This window comes from Klebsiella sp. PK18, from assembly GCF_057784655.1.
The window spans coordinates 2,200,615-2,214,961 of the sequence record NZ_CM173493.1 but is presented as its reverse complement, the minus strand read 5'-3'; the positions used below and the strand labels follow the sequence as shown (position 1 = coordinate 2,214,961).

The window sequence follows — 14,347 nt, the reverse complement described above, 5'->3', positions numbered from 1 at the left end:
TTCGCCAACGCTGAAAAAGGAATAGTGCTATCAACATCAATTAAAAACATATAACGTTTGGTTGTGAGCAACATGCTACACCTCATCTAAGTGCATAAAATGAAAGGTCATTCTCGACAGTTTTAAGGCAACTGTAATGACTACCTCCATTGCATCCACCTAATTTCAATGCAGATAGTCAGCCTGTAGCTAGCCCTCTCGATGGAGGCTCATCAGAAATGTTGTGTGTCATATCATGTCTCCTCATGAAGATACTGGATTAATTAAGCGGTATCTGGATATTATTGATAAGCACACCGCACTACATCAATGCTAATGTTATAGCGCAATCTCATGTTCCAGGTAAGATTGCTTCCCATCGGGACCGGCAAGCAGCGCCAGCAATTTTTCGCTAGTTTGCCTTGTTATTGATTGTAGAGTAACTGCTCAATGTCCGACTCCTGTTTTAAAGATGTCCTATTATAACTATGCATCCTCATTCGTAAATAAAAGAATCACTTCTGGTTATGAACTGTTTAGCTATGACAAAATAATAATCCATGTATCCAAATAATACGACATGTTCATTTTGATATATATATTTCCATTGTCACTGAATAATGGTTGTCGGCTAAATTTAATTACAGGGATAAACGTAATGACACATGATTTCATCGAATATCGAGGAGATAGAAAAGTTAGGTAAAGTTGAAAATAATCGCACAATATCTTACATAATCAGGCTTTATTGCCCGCGGAAACTAACATACTTTTATCCATCAAGGTATTTTAAAGAGGAAATTAACATGACGGATAAAATAAAGATTTCACGCCGGAACTTCTTGTTAGGATCTGGCGCCATTACGGCCGCAACCTTAGTCACCGCACCAGAAACATTAGCAAAGAATTTAGCGCCCTCCCCCGTAGCTGATAATCTCACCCACCAACAAGAGGAGGTATTATCCAAAAATTATCGTTATCATTTTAGTGGAAAGCTGCCTGATCAAATCCCCGAAGGCTACAATATTCTACTTATCACATCAGATCAGGAGCGTTATTTTGATCCATATCCGTTCCCCGTACCTGGACGTGAGCGCTTAATGGCATCAGGCACCACATTCACTAACCATCATATTTGCAGTAGTGTTTGTACGCCATCGCGCTCGGTGTTATATACCGGTTTACATATGCCAGAAACCAAAATGTTCGATAATCCTGGTTTCCCGTGGATGCCGGATAGCCTTGACCCTGAATTAGGCACCATTGGTAATATCATGAGTGACATGGGCTATTATCCTGCCTATAAAGGGAAATGGCACCTAAGTACTTTAATGGAAGATCCAGTAACCAAAAACACTGATGGAAGTACTGATCTCGGCATGATACCCAGGATCAAACTACATGAAATTATGGAAGGATATGGTTTTCACGACTATACCGGAATTGGTGACATTATTGGGCATAGCCATGGCGGTTATTTATACGATGAACTCACTGCTGCAGAAGCGATAAACTGGTTGAGAGATAAAGGTAGTGAAATGCAATCTAATAATAAGCCGTGGTTTCTGGCAGTCAACCTGGTTAACCCTCACGACACGATGTACATAGATACAGACAGTGACACCGATAAAAACCAATGGCACGGCGCTCTGATTCTCAACAGTAACTCTTCAACACCAAATAAAGCACCACAAAATACGATTTATCTGGACTCATGGCCCGAGGTTCCGCTCGCCCCCTCCAGACACCAGGCGTTCAGTGAGCATGGCAGACCACCAGCGCATCTTGAGTATCAACTATGTAATGGTTTAATGGTTGGAAATATTGCCGATCAGGATCGGCGCTGGCGAATTCTCCAGGATTACTATTTTAACTGCATTCGGGATAACGATACTCATTTGGTCAGGATCCTCGATGAACTAGATGCGTTAAATTTAACGAAAAATACTATCATTGTTTATACCGCCGATCATGGTGAGTTATGTGGCGCTCACCAGATGAACGGCAAAGGTACTTGTACCTATAAAGAGCAAGTTCATGTGCCAATGATAATCAGTCACCCTGCATTTCCTGGTGGCAGAAAATGTTCATCGCTCACTTCCCATGTAGATATCGCTCCCACCCTGGTTGGCTTGACGGGCAAAGCAAACAAAGCCAAAAGCCTTACACTGAAAAACCGTAAAGGATATGACTTTAGTACACTTTTATTTAATCCAGAATCATCTCCCATTGATGCTATAAGAAAAGGCATTTTATATTGCTACGACATGCTGTTATTTTCTGATGCGACCTATATTGGCAATATGTTTAAAATCATTAGAAATGAAACGTTAAGTAAAGAAGAAAAGCAACAACGTTTTTCTGTACTGTCCCCTGACCTCAGAAAAAGAGGTGGCGTCCGGATGATCTTCGATGGACGATATAAGTTTACACGCTATTTTTCATTACAGCAGCACCATACGCCTCAGACCCCGGATGCACTTTTTAGCCTTAATGATATTGAGTTATATGACTTGAAGACGGATCCCCATGAAATGAACAATCTGGCAAATAATCACCAAAACGTATCCCTAATTTTGAGCATGAACGAAAAATTGAATGCATTGTTCTCAAACGAAATCACAGGAAAAGACGACGGAAGCTGGATCCCTCCCCTTCATGGTATCCGCTGGGATCTCGATCCTGAAAGAGTTCGTCGTTTAATAAGAGATTAATTTTAATTGAGATGAAAACATCATGTATCGTCAATGTCATGTTATGGCTAAACCCGGTGGTGCGAAATGCAACATCGATTGTAAATATTGCTTCTATCATGAAAAGCAGTCGTTATATCCACAGCGTAAGCAGCACTGGAAAATGTCAGAAGAGACTCTGGAGGAGTATGTTAAGCAGCACATCGCGGCACAACACTCCCATCCGGTGACGTTCTCCTGGCAAGGCGGTGAGCCCTTGCTCTTAGGGCTTCCCTTTTTTAAGCGGGTTGTCGAACTCTGTCAGCGCTATGGTCAAGGGGTGAAGATAACGCACACGTTGCAGACCAACGGGATACTGCTTAACGAAGAGTGGGCAACCTTTCTCGCACAGCACCGTTTTATGGTTGGGCTCTCTGTTGATGGGCCCGAAACTCTCCACGATCGTTACCGCATCAGTCATTCGGGGAAAGGTAGCCATCGATTTGTGATGAAAGCATTATCGCTGCTGCATCGCTTCCAGGTCGATTTCAATACGCTGACGGTAGTGGGACACCATAATGTCGCCTACGCCGGTGAGGTCTATGAGTTTCTTAGGCATAGTGGTTCACGCTACATGCAATTCATTCCGCTGGTTGAACGAGTGAGTACAGAAGCAAACCCACGACTCAAATTGGTAACACCCGACGAACGGAAAGCGCGTCTGGCCCCATGGTCAGTACCTTCGAAGCAGTACGGCGAGTTTCTGAGTCAGGTATTTGACATCTGGATCCGCCGGGATATTGGCCAGATTGCGGTGCAAATGTTTGATGTCGCCATTGCGGCCTGGACTCGACAACCAGCCGTACTATGCGTTCATGCGGAGACCTGTGGACATGCTTTTGCATTAGAGGCGAATGGCGATCTGTACAATTGCGATCACTATGTCTATCCGCAACATCTTCTTGGTAATATCCATCATGATAGTATTGATGCAATCAATAACAGTGAAGCCGCCATGGCGTTTGGTCTGGCCAAAAAGTTAACCCTCACCGATGACTGCAAAGTCTGTCAGTTTCGCTTTGCCTGTCAGGGGGGCTGTCCAAAACATCGCTTTAGCCGGTCGTCATCAGGCACGGCAGGACATAATTATCTGTGCGCGGGTTATCAGCATTTTTTCAAGCATATTCAGCCCGTTATGAACCTGTGGGCTGCGTTGCTGGCTCGAGGCTGTCCCCCTGCGGCTCTGATACAGTATTTGCGCAAGCAGCATCGATTCTCACTTCGTCGAGCGCGGTAAAGAATTGCTGCAATAGTCGAGAGCGAGTTTCCTTGCGGTGGAACATCACCATTGGAATGGTGAGCGTTTCTATCAACGGTATATAGGCTATCCCGGGCATTGAAATCAAACGGGCTGAAGCCGGTGCCACGGTCATTCCGTAACCAGAGGCAATGAGCAGTAGCGCCGAGTCGTACTGCTCTACCTCAATGACTCGCTGAGGTTTCACATCGAGTGAAACCAGTCGTGCCAGTAACTCATCGGCAAGGCTCGGTCTTTTTTGGTTGGTATAAATGATGAATCGTCCCCCGTTAAACGTGGCCAGTGAAACAGCGCAACCGCGTTTGGCCAGGGGATGTGTTTGTGGTAATACGGCGATAAGCTGTTCCTGATACAGCGTGATTTGTTCTATATCATCAGCAACCACATTGATTCGGCCTATACCAATATCAATATGCCCAGCACGTAGCGCTTCCACCTGCTGTATACTGTTCATCTCTACTACCTGAACTTCTACTTCAGGACACAACTGTATGAAACGTCTGACAACGGACGCTAAATGGGCGTGAAAATTGGCTGAGACAAAACCAATTTTGATTACGTTGACTTCCGGATGAAACATGCGCTGCGCGTAGCCTTGCATCTGTTCTGTGCGCTGCAAAATCTCTTTTGCTTGCTGATAAATAAGCGCCCCCGCTACGGTTGTCTTTAATGGCCGGGAACGCCTGTCGATGAGTTCCCCACCCATTTCATTCTCCAGCTCCTGGATCCGCTGGCTTAATGGTGGTTGCGATATACAAAGATGAGCGGCGGCTCTGGAAAATGAGCCTAATTCCACCACGGTGACAAAATACTTTAAACGCCTTAGATCCATCGAGCCCTCCTGGTTGTAAGAAAATGATACAACTCTATATCAAGCTGATATTCTGAAGACCATAATGATATTTCAATAGCGGACTTTTTTAAAACATACTTTGAAGCTCGTTTAATATCAGTATAAATATACGGAAGAGTATTTCAATATGAAAAATAAAATTGCATTAGAGGAACATTTCGCTACTGAGGATACTTTAGAAGACTCCTATGACTCTATCTATCCAGAGAAATGGCATGAAATTAAATATCATATTCAGGCGGTCGGCGAGCAACGTCTACGTCAAATGGATAACGCGGGTATTGAGTTGGCAATAGTGTCATTAAATGCACCTGCTATTCAGCGCATCCACGATCCTGTTCGTGCTATAGAGGTCGCGCATAGAGCCAATGATGCGCTGGCGGAACAGATCGAAAAACATCGCGATCGCTTTCGTGGATTCGCCGCTTTGCCAATGCAAGACCCGGATGCTGCTACGGAAGAAATGACCCGATGTTTTGTGGATTTGGGGTTCGTAGGTGCACTGGTCAACGGTTTTTCTCAACATGAAAGTGAGGATACCGCTCTTTATCTCGACGATGGTCGTTATGATGCGTTCTGGGAGGTGTTTGCCGCCTTCCAGCGCCCTTTTTATCTCCACCCACGTAATCCGCTCCCGTCCCGAGCGCAGGTCTACCAGGGGCATCCCTGGCTACTGGGGTCTGCCTGGGCGTTTGGCGTTGAAACAGCCACTCATGCGTTGCGCCTGATGGGTTCAGGATTGTTTGACCGTCATCCCGATCTCCAGCTCGTTCTGGGTCACCTTGGCGAAGGTTTACCTGCCCTTATCTGGCGAATTGATCATCGGGTTGAGAATGAGCCACGAGGGTATCCGTGCAGCCATTCTTTCCAGCACTACTTTAGCCATAATTTTCACGTAACCACCTCTGGAAATTTCCGCAGCTCCGCTCTGCAAGTTGCTCTTCAGGAACTTGGCATTGAACGCATAATGTTCTCTACGGATTTTCCCTTTGAAGAGATGCAATGGGCATCAGACTGGTTTGATACGCTACCGCTCAGTGAAAATGATAAATTGAAAATATCTCGTCACAATGCGCTGAATTTATTTAATCTTCCTCACTAATTAAAAGCCTATGAGGTCTGCGTCAGACCTCATTTTAAGTGCGTCTGTTAACAATTTATTGAATTAATATGTCATACCATGAGATTCACGCGACTTAGGTTTAAAGGATGAACGATGTCAATGATTCGACTGACCGGAGTATTTTTACTTCCCGGGTTATTATTGGGCTGTGGCGATCTGGATCAAATTGACATTCATCCGGAACTGAGGACGACGTTGATTGAACGCCCGCGCCTGGAGGTCGAACAGTGTTTGGGTAAGGCTGCGAAAGTGCATCAGTTGCATTTAGTCCACAGCGGGATTCTTCCCGACAATACCGATAAATTGTTGCTCCAGGGAATTCAGCAAAAGAATATTGCTGAAGTTGAGATCAGTGCGAGGGGAAACGATGTAACAGCAGTTGATTTTTATTACCTGCCACACAGCGTAAACCGTTTTGATGACATTGAAGCAATACTTGCGGCATGCAAAAGGTAACGGCAATCGAATTAATTATGAAACTACTCATCCACTCTATCCTGCTCTCCGCACTTTGTCTCTACGCCACTCAGGTCATGGCCTTTCAGAGCACATCACCAGAGCTGCCTTTTTCTACTGAACAGCCAGTACGTTCGGAGCAACAGATCCAGCAATATGTCTACTCAGAACAACATGAGCCGTTACAGACAACACCGCTGGGAAACTGTCACGCCAGCCCAGTTCCGGGTTGTAACTATCCCTCTGAAGCAGAGAAGGAATAAAGCGATCATCGTCCGGACGGCTAACCGGCGGTGCTCTTACTGTAACGTCTTCATAGTAATTGGGTGAGTCGTCGGCGGCATATCGTATTTTCCATGTGTGATACCTGTGCCGTTACGCTCAGCCAGCAGAGGGCGGAAATTGATGGCCGTTTTGCTAGTTTCTGCCTCAACCAACGTCTTCCCTTGTATCTCACTATTGGTCGTGTTTTGCGTATCTCAGCGGGCTGGCCTGGCGCCAGCCCGCTCGGTTTACAGCACCTTGCTGAGGAACGCGGCGGTGCGTGGGTTGCTCGGCGCGCTAAAGATCTGCCCCGGCTTGCCCTCTTCCTGAATCACGCCCTGGTCGATGAAGATCACTCTGTCGGCTACTTCGCGGGCAAAGCCCATTTCGTGAGTCACGATCACCATGGTCATCCCCTCGCTGGCGAGGTTTTTCATCACCTCCAGCACGTCGCCCACCAGCTCCGGATCCAGCGCCGAAGTGGGCTCATCGAACAGCATAATCGACGGCTTCATCGCCAGCGCACGGGCGATGGCTACCCGCTGCTGCTGGCCGCCGGACAGGCTCGAGGGCCAGGCGTCGCGCTTATCGCTTAAGCCCACCTTCGCCAGCAAGGCGTCCGCCAGGTCGACCGCCTGCTGGCGCGGCATATTGCGCAGATTCATCGGCGCCATAATCAGGTTTTCCAGCACCGTCATATGCGGGAACAGGTTAAAGCGCTGGAACACCATGCCGACGCTTTCGCGCATCTTGTTGAGGTCGGTGGTCCGGTCGTGGGCGGCAAAGCCGTTAACCACCACCTCGCCTTCGCTGACCGTTTCCAGGGCGTTCATGCAGCGCAGGAAGGTACTTTTTCCCGAGCCGGACGGGCCGATGATGCACACCACTTCCTGCGGTTTAATATCGCAGCTAATGCCGCGCAGCACGTGGCTGTCGCCGAAGCGCTTATGTAAGTTATTAATGTGAATCACTTTTGCCAAACCTCTTTTCCAGACGGTTAACCAGCTGCGCCAGCAGGAAGGTGATCACCCAGTAGACCAGGGAGATGGTCAGGTAGGGTTCCCAGTAGGTGGCGTAGGCGCCGGAGACGGTGCGCGCGGCGTAGGCCAGATCGGCCAGGCCAATCGCCGAAGCCAGCGACGAGTCTTTGACAATGGCGATGGCGTTGTTGCCCAGAGGCGGCAGAATGCGGCGAAACGCCTGCGGCAGGATCACCTTGCGCATGGTTTTCCACCACGGCATGCCCAGCGCGCGGGAGGCCTCCATCTGCCCTTTGTCGATCGACTGGATGCCGGCGCGGAAAATCTCCGACACATAGGCTCCGGCGTTAAGGGTGATCGCCACGATGCAGGAGAGGAACGCCCCGTAGCTGGCGCGCAGCTCGCGGGCAAAGTCAGCGCTCATCAGGCCGCCGGTTACCAGCAGGCCGTCGCGCGGGTTGATAAACAGCGGCACCAGCGCAAAGTGCACCACCATAATCTGCACAAACAGCGGCGTACCGCGGAAGGCGCTAACGTAAAAACGCACCGGAAACTGCACCAGGTAGCGGAGAATATATTTCCATGGCCCGTGCTCGGCCTTCGCCATCCGCCCGAGACCGAGAGTTAACCCCCACAGCGTCCCGAGGATCACGCAGATAATGGTACATTTAATCGTCATCAGGGCGCCGTCCACAAACAGCGGGCCGTACTCCTCGATGATCTCCCAACGGAATCCCGTCATAGTCCTTCCCTAAAAAATACGGCTATCGCCTGGGCGATAGCCGTGGTCACTGAAAATGGTGGATTATTGCGCTGGCAGCGTCGGCACGTTGTCGTCGAACCAGGTTTTATAGATTTTGGCGTAAGTCCCGTCAGCAACAATCTTTTGCAGCCCGGCGTTGATCTTGCCCAGCAGTTCGCTGTTGCCTTTCGCCACCGCAATACCGAAATACTGACGCTCAAATTTGGCATCCGGCACCAGCTTGAACTGCTTCTCCGGGTGCTGTTTGATGTAGTACTTCACCACCCCGACGTCGCCAACCGCGGCGCTGACGCCGTCCTCAAACAGCTCCTGAAGCATCAGCGGGGTATTGTCGAAACGCTTGATCGCGGTGCTGTTTTTGCCCAGCACCTCAGAAACCACGATATCGCCGGTGCTGGAGTTCACCACCCCGACCTTCTCGTTTTTCAGGGCCGCCAGCGAATCCACCTGCGAGTCCTGGGCGACGACGATAGACTGCTCGGCCGGGAAGTACGGCGCGGAGAAATCGACCATCTGTTTGCGTTTATCGGTGATGGTGATCCCGGAGATGATGATGTCGCGGTCGCCGGTGTTCAGCGTGGCGAAGATGCCTTCCCATGGGGTATTGACCAGCTTGACGTCAAAGCCTTCGGCTTTAGCGATGGCTTTGATGATGTCGATGTCGAAACCTTCCAGCTGTTTCTGGCTGTTTTCAAATTCAAACGGCCGGTAGGTGCCGCCGGAACCGACGGTATAGGTTTCCGCAGCCGCCTGTCCGGCTGCCGTCAGCGCGGCCATCATGAAACACGCCTTGAGCAAATTCTTGACCATGAGATTTCCTTTTTATGCATTTATTTTGCATAAAAATACACACACTGACTTTTATATGCAACCGGAAACCTTCCCGCTGGTGAATTATCTCTTCAACTGCCCCGTTTACCGCCGGATTTACCGATGGCCCGGTGCAGGTCGTTGATTCGTTTCAGGGATTTCACCGTTTTTTGTGGCGTGGTGGAGGCCACCGACAGGACAATCATCTCCAGACAGACCAGCACCGTGCCGTGCAGCGGCATCCGGCTGCTGTCGCCGCCGCGCGGGACGTCGATCACTACCTGCGCCTCCTGGCTGAAGCGCGAGTCCACCGCCTGAGTCAGCAGGATCGTCGGGATACCCAGCCGCTTCGCCTCGCGCAGGGTGGTCATCCCTTCGCGATGGGGGGATTTTTGCCCCATCATGATCAGCACATCGCCGCGCTGCAGGCCGATAAGCTGCTCGGCGAGGCTAAAGCCCGTGCGGTTCATCACATACGCCGGCAAGCCAATGCGGCTGAACAGCCGGGCGGTGTACTCGGCGAGGATCCCCGAGGCGCCGATGCCGAAGATCCCTACCTGGCGCGCGTCGCTGAGCAATGCCACCGCCTGGGCCACCGCCGCGCGGTTGTCGGCGCGCGACAGGACCTCGCAGACCCGCTGATGGCCTTCAAGCACAAAATCAATACTGGAGTTGACGTCGCTGGAGAGCGCCGTGACCGTCGAGCGCATTTTTTCCGCCGAGGTAACCGAGGTGCCGAACCAGCGCTCCATGGTCTGCTTAAGCTCGCGCAGCCCGGCGAAGCCCAGCGCCTGGATGGCGCGCACCACCGTGGCGTCGGAGGTCTGGGTCGCCGTGGCGATCTCCATCGCCGTATGCTCCAGCACCACCTCGCGGTTGTCGTTGATATAGCTGACCACGGCCCGCAGCCGGGGGGAAAGCTGGTGCGCCCGGGCGCGATAGCGTTCGCCGAACAGATCGACTTTGCCCTTCTCTTTTTTTACCGCGCTTTTCATTTGGCCTCCGCCGGGATGGGCCTGCCGGCAATATGCGACTGCACCTGGGCCACCATCAGAGACAGCGCGGCGTAGGAGTTAGAGATCACCTCTTCCCGCGGCGGCAAAATATAGTGCCCGGTGCGGCAGGCACGCAAAAAGTCACACCAGCCGGGCATCACACCTTCCATCGCCTGCAGCTCATCCTGCGGCTTACCGCCGGTATCCGACCGCCAGGTGGCGAAGACAAAATCGGCATCCAGCTCCGGCAACTGTTCAGCGCTGACGTCAATGCGCTGACCGTCGGGGATCCGCTCAATCAGCGGCGGAAAGCGGAACCCGGCGTCGCGCAGCACCCGGCCCAGCGCATGATACGAATGGTGCACCGTGACCTTGCCGTTGTTCGCCTGGATCACGGAGACGCTGTACTGCGGTGGGTTGACCATCGCTTTAAGCTGTTTGATTTGTTCCTGATAGCGGCGCTCAAGGATCGCCAGCCGCGGCTGGGTGCCGGTCAGCTGCGCCAGCTTGCGGTAAATCTCCGGGGCGCTACCCTGCAGATGGTCGATGCTCACCGTCGGGGCAATCTTCTCCAGTTGCTCCACTGACACATGGCGGCTGGGCTCGGTGATAATCAGATCCGGCTTTGCGGCGGCTACCGCTTCCAGATCGATATCGGCGGTACCAATAAAGCGGATATCGCTGTTGTCGAAATCGACACCGGTGAGCTGGGCGCTGGCGCGCAGATAGTGGCTGCCGTCCGGGCGCGTCCGGCCGTGGCTGGCGATCGGCGGCACCCCGAGCTCAATCAACGGAATGGTAATATCGAGATCGTGCATCGAAACAATGCGCTGCGGATGCAGCGGGACTGTGACCGTGCGGCCTAAATCATCGGTGAAAGTTTGAGTTTGTGGGGCGGCGGCGCTGACGGCCCCCGTCAGCAACAGCAGCAATGAGACGAACCAACGCATACTACCTTCCTGGTTAAAGGGCATCACGGCGACGCCAGAGCAAGACAACAAAGAATGGGCAGCCCACCAGGGCAATGACAATCCCCGCCGGGATCTGCAGCGGGGCAAACGCCAGCCGGCCAAGGGTATCGGTTACCAGCACCAGCAAGGCGCCAATCAGCGCGCTGCCGCACAGCAGCGATACCTGGCCGCCGCGCAGCACAAAACGCGCCATATGCGGCGCCATAAGGCCCACAAAGCCCAGGCTGCCGACGCAGGAGACGCTGGCCGAGGTCAGCAGCACCGGCGCGAAAAAGCGCAGCATCGTCAGCTGCTGCAGATGTACGCCGAGGCCGATGGCGGTCCGGTCGCCCAGCAGCGCCACGTCCGCCGCCCGGGCGGTACAGAACAGGATGATGGCCCCGGGCAGCGCCCAGCAAAAGGCCACCGCCAGCAGCGGCCAGGTCGCGGCCTGCAGGCTGCCCGCCAGCCAGATCATCGCCGTCTGCACGTCGCGAACGTCGGCGGTGGTCATAAAGATGCCGACCGCTGCCGCCAGAGTCCAGGAGACGCCGATGCCAATTAAAATAAAGCGCGGCCGCGAACAGTCGCGCGCCAGCGTCAGGACCAGCAAGGCCACCGCCACGCCGCCGACCATTCCCGCCAGCGGCCGCCAGACCAGGCCTACCGCCGGGAAAAACAGCACCAGCGCCAGCACCACGATGCTGGCCCCCTCTTTGACGCCAATCAGCCCCGGGTCGGCCAGCCCGTTACGGGTGATGCTCTGCATCGCCGCGCCGGCCAGCCCCAGCATGGCCCCGCACAGCAGCGCCATCAGGATCCGCGGCAGGCGGATATCAAACAGAATAAAGCGCGGCTGCTCGCCCATATCCTGCGGCGCCAGCAGGGCCCGCGCCAGCGTCGACGCGGGCAACGGAAAGCTGCCGCGGCTGAGGCTGTACAGCCCGAGCGCCAGCAGCATCAGCATCATGATGGCGGCAATGTTGAGCGCCGCCGGGCGCAGCAGCAGCTGGCGGGAGGCGATAACCAGCGGCCGAAAACCGGCCCGGTGAACAGCGCGCGTCATTTAAAAAACCTCGCGGCGATAAAGATAAACAGCGGCGCGCCCACCAGGGCGGTCATCGCCCCGGTCGCCAGCTCCTGCGGCGCGACCAGCGTCCGGGCGGCGATGTCCGCCAGCACCAGCACCAGCGCCCCCACCGGCGCCGCCAGGGGCAGCGCCAGACGGATATCTTCCGTCACCAGACGGCGCACCACGTGCGGCACCACCAGCCCGACAAAACCGATCGGCCCGGCCACCGCCACCGCCGCACCGCACAGCAGCGCAATCGCCAGCAGACCCAGCAGCCTCGTCTGGACGAGATTAATGCCAAGGCCCAGCGCCACCTTATCCCCCAGCGCCAGCACATTAAGCCGTGGGGCAATGAGCAGCGCGACGCCAAGGCCGATCAGCGCCGGAACCAGCGCCGTCTGCAGCGTGCTCCAGTTCAGTCCGGCCAGGTCGCCGGCCAGCCAGGTACGCATCGCCAGCAGCGTCTGTTCATCGAGGATCAATATCGCCGCCGTCACCGCCGACGCAAACGCTGACAGCGCCACTCCGCACAACGTGATGCGCAGCGGCGTCGCCCCGCCGCGCCCGGCAGAGGCCAGCGCCATCACGCCACCGAACAGCAGCCCCGCGCCGCAGGCGGCGGTCAGCGGGCGCCCGGCTGGAAAAACGCCGAGAGACAGGCCCAGCGCCGAGGTCGCCACCACCGCCAGCGAGGCGCCGGCGTTAAGGCCGAGAATATGCGGCTCGCCAAGTGGGTTACGGATCACCGTCTGCAGCAGCAGCCCGGCGACGCCGAGCGCCGCGCCGGTCAGCAGCGCTGCCGCCAGCCGCACCAGGCGCAGATCGACGATGATTCGCTGGTCGAAGTTGCGCGGATTGTACTCCAGCAGCGCCTGCAGCACCGTCTGTGGGGCGATCCAGCGGGCGCCTAAGCCAAGATGCACCAGCGAGGCGGCGATAAGCAGTAGCGTTAGCAGCAAGAGCGCCAGTCGGGGGCGGGCATGACGCCGCGCGGCGTACAGAACGGCGGCGCTCATGCGTCAACGGCCTGGCGGGCGCGAAACGGCATAAAGAACGGTTTGCCGGTTTGCGGGTTAATCGACATCTGCACGTCAACGTCAAACACGCGTTTAATCAGCTCAGGGCTACAGACGTCGTTGTCGCTAATCGTGCCGGCGATGCGCCCCTGTTTGAGGAATACCAGCAGATCGGCATAGTTCACGGCAAAGTTGAGGTCATGGAGCACCGTCACCACCGTGCGGCCATGTTCGCGGGTGAGAGTCTGGAGCAGCTCGAGGATATCGACCTGATAGCGCAGATCGAGCCAGGTGGTCGGCTCATCGAGCAGAATGGTGGCCGTTTGCTGGGCCAGCGCCATGGCGATCCAGCAGCGCTGACGCTGGCCGCCGGAGAGGCTGTCCACCGGCAGATGGGCGAATTCGGCGGTACCGGTTAAGCGCAGCGCCTCCTCCACCGCCAGCTCATCGGCCTCGGACCACTGGCGCATCAGCCCTTGCCATGGGTAGCGCCCGCGCGAGACCAGCTCGAAAACCGTTAACCCTTCCGGGGTCACCGGCGATTGCGGGAGGATGCCCAGCTGGCGCGAGACGGCTTTCGTCGGCATCTGGTGAATGGCTTGCCCGTCCAGACGCACGCAGCCGCCGAGCGGTTTCAGCATTCTGGCGATGGTCGAGAGCAGCGTTGATTTACCGGAGCCGTTCGCCCCGGCCAGCACCGTCATTTTGCCGGTGGGAATGGTCAGGTTGATATCGTCAACGATCAGGGTCTGGCCGTATCCGGCCGACAGGGCATCCAGTACGATCCCCTGCTCTGCAGGTTTCACCCGCTGTGGCATAACTCGCTCCTGCGCCGCAGCGTTCCAGGCCATCGCTGAACAGTCTGCAGTCAAACAAAAATAAATCTCATTCTCTTTTGATCATGACGGGGATAGATGTAGTAGTCAATACTCGCCATCGTCATCCGTCCGTCGCGAGCACTACAGCGAGGCTGCGCAACAGCAAAACCAATAAAATCATTTAATATCAATAAAATAACAACACACCACCTCATTGAAAAGACGTGATAACCCCGCCATTTCCCACCGCCAATTTTTTATCTTACATAACATTTACT

The 14,347-nt window shown here is 54.1% G+C and carries 13 protein-coding genes and 1 pseudogene; 5 read left to right on the top strand and 9 right to left on the bottom strand.

The genetic code is table 11. From position 1 onward, the window contains the following. The first annotated feature begins 779 nt into the window (after nt 1-779). Both AC3EMD_RS10745 and AC3EMD_RS10740 read left to right on the top strand, forming a co-directional pair. Nucleotides 780-2,693: a sulfatase-like hydrolase/transferase gene (locus AC3EMD_RS10745; RefSeq protein WP_086070306.1), complete on the top strand. Its 1,914-nt coding sequence runs from the start codon at nt 780-782 to the stop codon at nt 2,691-2,693. A 22-nt stretch (nt 2,694-2,715) separates the two neighbouring features. After that, nucleotides 2,716-3,948, top strand: a complete 1,233-nt coding sequence (locus AC3EMD_RS10740) for an anaerobic sulfatase maturase (protein ID WP_302074073.1) — start codon at nt 2,716-2,718, stop codon at nt 3,946-3,948. Here AC3EMD_RS10740 and AC3EMD_RS10735 read toward each other — a convergent pair. Then, nucleotides 3,845-4,801, bottom strand: coding sequence for a LysR family transcriptional regulator (locus AC3EMD_RS10735; protein ID WP_052524828.1), 957 nt, complete (start codon nt 4,799-4,801; stop codon nt 3,845-3,847). The two genes, AC3EMD_RS10740 and AC3EMD_RS10735, sit on opposite strands and share 104 nt — an antisense overlap. A gap of 148 nt (nt 4,802-4,949) precedes the next feature. Between AC3EMD_RS10735 and AC3EMD_RS10730 the strand changes: the two genes are divergently transcribed. The 3 genes from AC3EMD_RS10730 to AC3EMD_RS10720 all read left to right on the top strand — a co-directional run bounded on the left by AC3EMD_RS10730 (nt 4,950) and on the right by AC3EMD_RS10720 (nt 6,664). Next, on the top strand, nt 4,950-5,924 hold the full coding sequence (locus AC3EMD_RS10730) for an amidohydrolase family protein (protein WP_023322813.1): 975 nt from the start codon (nt 4,950-4,952) through the stop codon (nt 5,922-5,924). A 114-nt stretch (nt 5,925-6,038) separates the two neighbouring features. Next, a complete protein-coding gene (locus AC3EMD_RS10725) occupies nt 6,039-6,401 on the top strand; it encodes a hypothetical protein (RefSeq protein ID WP_032735853.1) in 363 nt (120 codons plus the stop codon). A 17-nt stretch (nt 6,402-6,418) separates the two neighbouring features. Further along, on the top strand, nt 6,419-6,664 hold the full coding sequence (locus tag AC3EMD_RS10720; RefSeq protein WP_123836844.1) for a hypothetical protein: 246 nt from the start codon (nt 6,419-6,421) through the stop codon (nt 6,662-6,664). 249 nt (nt 6,665-6,913) lie between these two features. Here the strand turns inward: AC3EMD_RS10720 and AC3EMD_RS10715 are convergent, their stop codons facing one another. The 8 genes and pseudogenes from AC3EMD_RS10715 to AC3EMD_RS10680 all read right to left on the bottom strand — a co-directional run bounded on the left by AC3EMD_RS10715 (nt 6,914) and on the right by AC3EMD_RS10680 (nt 14,069). After that, nucleotides 6,914-7,636: an amino acid ABC transporter ATP-binding protein gene (locus AC3EMD_RS10715; protein WP_012967953.1), complete on the bottom strand. Its 723-nt coding sequence runs from the start codon at nt 7,634-7,636 to the stop codon at nt 6,914-6,916. Then, nucleotides 7,623-8,387: an amino acid ABC transporter permease gene (locus AC3EMD_RS10710; protein WP_008804505.1), complete on the bottom strand. Its 765-nt coding sequence runs from the start codon at nt 8,385-8,387 to the stop codon at nt 7,623-7,625. The genes AC3EMD_RS10715 and AC3EMD_RS10710 overlap by 14 nt, the downstream gene beginning before the upstream one ends. A gap of 63 nt (nt 8,388-8,450) precedes the next feature. Then, nucleotides 8,451-9,218, bottom strand: a complete 768-nt coding sequence (locus AC3EMD_RS10705; RefSeq protein WP_008804504.1) for a basic amino acid ABC transporter substrate-binding protein — start codon at nt 9,216-9,218, stop codon at nt 8,451-8,453. 92 nt (nt 9,219-9,310) lie between these two features. Next, nucleotides 9,311-10,244, bottom strand: a pseudogene (locus AC3EMD_RS10700) (MurR/RpiR family transcriptional regulator). After that, a complete protein-coding gene (locus AC3EMD_RS10695; RefSeq protein ID WP_302074184.1) occupies nt 10,210-11,187 on the bottom strand; it encodes an ABC transporter substrate-binding protein in 978 nt (325 codons plus the stop codon). Before AC3EMD_RS10695 ends, AC3EMD_RS10700 begins: the two are co-directional and overlap by 35 nt. Further along, nucleotides 11,177-12,229, bottom strand: a complete 1,053-nt coding sequence (locus AC3EMD_RS10690; protein ID WP_302074072.1) for a FecCD family ABC transporter permease — start codon at nt 12,227-12,229, stop codon at nt 11,177-11,179. The genes AC3EMD_RS10695 and AC3EMD_RS10690 overlap by 11 nt, the downstream gene beginning before the upstream one ends. Further along, on the bottom strand, nt 12,226-13,251 hold the full coding sequence (locus AC3EMD_RS10685; RefSeq protein ID WP_117119254.1) for a FecCD family ABC transporter permease: 1,026 nt from the start codon (nt 13,249-13,251) through the stop codon (nt 12,226-12,228). Before AC3EMD_RS10685 ends, AC3EMD_RS10690 begins: the two co-directional genes overlap by 4 nt. Continuing rightward, entirely contained in the window at nt 13,248-14,069 is an 822-nt protein-coding gene (locus AC3EMD_RS10680; RefSeq protein WP_023297800.1) for an ABC transporter ATP-binding protein, read from the bottom strand. The genes AC3EMD_RS10685 and AC3EMD_RS10680 overlap by 4 nt, the downstream gene beginning before the upstream one ends. Nucleotides 14,070-14,347: the final 278 nt, after the last annotated feature.